Raw genomic sequence first — 2,948 nt, 5'->3', positions numbered from 1 at the left:
CGCCGCGCACGGGTTCGTGCCGCTGCACGAGGGCGGGGACCCCCGGCGCGACGCGCGGCGGCTGCGCGCCCTGGCCGACGGGTACGGGTGCGACGGGGACCAGCGCCGTGAGCTGCCCGACGCGGTCAGACCCGGGGGCGCTCCGCCCGGGGGCGCTCCACCCGGGTGCGCGCGGGGGCGGCGTCGATCTGGGTGACGGGGGCCGGGTTCCTGGCGGGGGCGATGGCGGTGGAGCCGCGGACGACCAGCTCGGGGTCGAAGACGTACTCGGTGTGGGAGACGGGGTGCCCGGCGATCTCGTCGCACAGGGCGCGCACGGCGGCCAGCGCCATGGCGTTGACCGGCTGCCGGACGGTGGTCAGCGGGGGGTCGGTGAAGGCGATGAGCTGGGAGTCGTCGAATCCCACCACCGAGAAGTCCCGCGGGACGCGCAGACCGCGCTGGCGCGCGGCGCGGATGGCGCCCAGGGCCATCATGTCCGAGCCGCAGACCATGGCGGTGACGCCGCGCTCGATCAGCCGGGTGGCGGCGGCGTGGCCGCCCTCCACCCCGAACAGCGACAGCTCCACGAGGTCCTCGCCGTCAAGGCCGTGCTGCGCCAGGGCCTGGTGGTACCCGTCGAGCTTGCGGCGGACCGGGACGTAGCGCTCGGGCCCGCTGGTGAAGCCGATGCGGGTGTGGCCGAGGGCGACCAGGTGGTTGACGGCCAGGTGCCCGGCCTCCCGGTCGTCGCAGGAGATGAAGGCGGCGGGGATGGCGTCGGCGTACCCGTTGACCAGCACGATCGGGAGTCTGCGCGAGACCAGGGCGTGATAGCGCTCGTGGGGGGCGGTGGTGTCGGCGTGGCGCCCGGAGACGAAGAGGATGCCGGAGACGTTGCGCTCCAGCAGCAGCTCCACGTACTCGTCCTCCGTTATCCCGCCGGGTGTCTGGGTGCACAGTACGGGCGTGTACCCGCGCTGGGCGAGCGCTCCCTCGGCCGCCTGGGCGAACATCGGGAAGACGGGGTTCTCCAGTTCGGGTATGACCATGCCGACCAGTCCCGCGGAGCGCTGCCGCAGCCGGGCGGGGCGCTCGTAGCCGAGGACGTCCAGCGCCGTCAGAACGGCCTTGCGGGTGTCGCTGCCGACGCCCGGCTTGTCGTTGAGCACCCGCGAGACGGTGGCCTCGCTGACGCCTGCGTGCCGCGCGATGTCGGCAAGTCGTGGACCCATGGGCGCAACTCTAGTCGAGATCGTCGTCACATGGCCGAAAATTGGCGGTAATCTTGCGCAAGAAATTGCACTCGTCACAGGGAAGGACCCCCGCTGATGGAGCCTCAGTCGCACTGGTGGCGTGACGCGGCGATCTACCAGATCTACGTCCGCAGCTTCGCCGACTCCAACGGTGACGGTGAGGGCGACCTCGCCGGCATCCGCGAGCGCCTCCCCCACCTGGCCGAGCTCGGCGTGGACGCGATCTGGCTGACGCCGTTCTACGTCTCCCCCCTCGCCGACGGCGGCTACGACGTCGCCGACTACCGCGACGTCGACCCCCGCTTCGGCACCCTGGAGGACTTCGACGCCCTCCTGGAGACCGCCCACGGCATGGGCATCCGCCTGATCATCGACGTGGTCCCCAACCACTCCTCCTCCGCCCACGCGTGGTTCAGGGAGGCCGCGGCCGCGGAGCCGGGCGACCGCGCCCGCTCGCGGTACGTCTTCCGGGACGGGCGGGGGCCCGACGGGGAGGAGCCGCCGAACAACTGGAAGTCGATCTTCGGCGGCCCGGCCTGGACCCGCCTCAAGCGGCCCGACGGCACACCCGAACAGTGGTACCTGCACCTGTTCGACCCCGAGCAGCCCGACTTCGACTGGACCAACCAGGAGGTGCACGACGAGTTCGACGACGTGCTGCGCTTCTGGCTGGACCGGGGCGTGGACGGGTTCCGCATCGACGTCGCGCACGGCATGGTCAAGGACCCGGCGATGCCCGACATCGCCGAGGACGCCAAGGCCGACATGCTCGACGGCAGCACCTCGCTGCCCTACTTCGACCAGGACGGCGTGCACGAGATCTACCGCCGCTGGGCCCGGATCGCCGCGGAGTACCCGGGCGACCGCGCCCTGGTGGCCGAGGCGTGGGTGGAGGACGCCCAGCGGGTGGCCCGCTACCTGCGCCCGGACGAGCTGCACCAGGCGTTCAACTTCGAGTACCTGACCGCGCCGTGGGACGCCGGGCGCCTGCGCGAGGTCATCGACGTGTCCCTGGCGGCCAACACCGCGGTGGGCGCGACCACCACGTGGGTGCTGTCCAACCACGACGTGGTCCGCCACGTGACCCGCTTCGGCGGCGGTGAGCAGGGGCTGCGCCGTGCGCGCGCGGCGACGCTGCTGATGCTGGGCCTGCCGGGCTCGGTGTACATCTACCAGGGCGAGGAACTGGGCCTTCCCGAGGTCACCGACCTGCCCGAGGACGCGCTCCAGGACCCGACCTGGGAGCGGTCGGGCCGCACCGACCGCGGCCGGGACGGCTGCCGGGTGCCGCTGCCGTGGGACGGTGACGAGGCCCCGCACGGGTTCGGTCCCGCGGGCAGCGTCCCGTGGCTGCCGATGCCCGAGGGCTGGGGCGCCCTCTCGCGCGCCGCCCAGCGCGGCGTGGAGGGCTCCACGCTGGAGCTGTACACGAAGGCGCTGGGCCTGCGCCGGGAGCTGGACGCGCTCGGCGACGGCTCCATGGCCTGGCTGGACGCGCCCGGCGGCGTGCTGTACTTCGAGCGCGAGCCGGGCGTGCGCGTCGCGGTGAACCTCACCGGGGAGGCCGTGGAACTCGCGGCCGACGGCGAGGTGCTCGTGGCCAGCGGTCCGGTCGGCGAGCCCGCCGGGGGCACCCTGACGCTGCCCGCCGAGACGGCGGTGTGGCTGCGCGGCTGAGCCCGCGCGGGCGGTGCCGGGCACGGGGAGATCGGA

The 2,948-nt window shown here is 73.3% G+C and carries 2 protein-coding genes and 1 pseudogene; 2 read left to right on the top strand and 1 reads right to left on the bottom strand.

Features of this window, described 5'->3' with window-relative positions; genetic code table 11:
- A pseudogene (locus HGB44_RS32345) lies at positions 1 to 127 on the top strand (aminoglycoside phosphotransferase family protein); the annotation flags it as partial.
- Here HGB44_RS32345 and HGB44_RS31480 read toward each other — a convergent pair.
- A complete protein-coding gene (locus HGB44_RS31480) occupies positions 126 to 1,214 on the bottom strand; it encodes a LacI family DNA-binding transcriptional regulator (RefSeq protein ID WP_061082516.1) in 1,089 nt (362 codons plus the stop codon). The pseudogene HGB44_RS32345 and the gene HGB44_RS31480 overlap by 2 nt on opposite strands.
- A 96-nt stretch (positions 1,215 to 1,310) precedes the next feature.
- On the opposite strand from HGB44_RS31480, the gene HGB44_RS31475 reads away from it, so the two are divergent.
- On the top strand, positions 1,311 to 2,912 hold the full coding sequence (locus HGB44_RS31475) for a glycoside hydrolase family 13 protein (protein WP_061082517.1): 1,602 nt from the start codon (positions 1,311 to 1,313) through the stop codon (positions 2,910 to 2,912).
- Positions 2,913 to 2,948: the final 36 nt, after the last annotated feature.

Source organism: Nocardiopsis alborubida (assembly GCF_012396365.1).
In the GTDB taxonomy this organism is placed as follows: domain Bacteria; phylum Actinomycetota; class Actinomycetes; order Streptosporangiales; family Streptosporangiaceae; genus Nocardiopsis; species Nocardiopsis alborubida.
This window is presented reverse-complemented; position numbering and strand designations above follow the sequence as displayed.

Coding starts and splice junctions, on each gene's coding strand:
- HGB44_RS31480 (WP_061082516.1), bottom strand. CDS start 1,214: ATGGGTCCACGACTTGCCGACATCGCGCGGCACGCAGGCGTCAGCGAG.
- HGB44_RS31475 (WP_061082517.1), top strand. CDS start 1,311: ATGGAGCCTCAGTCGCACTGGTGGCGTGACGCGGCGATCTACCAGATC.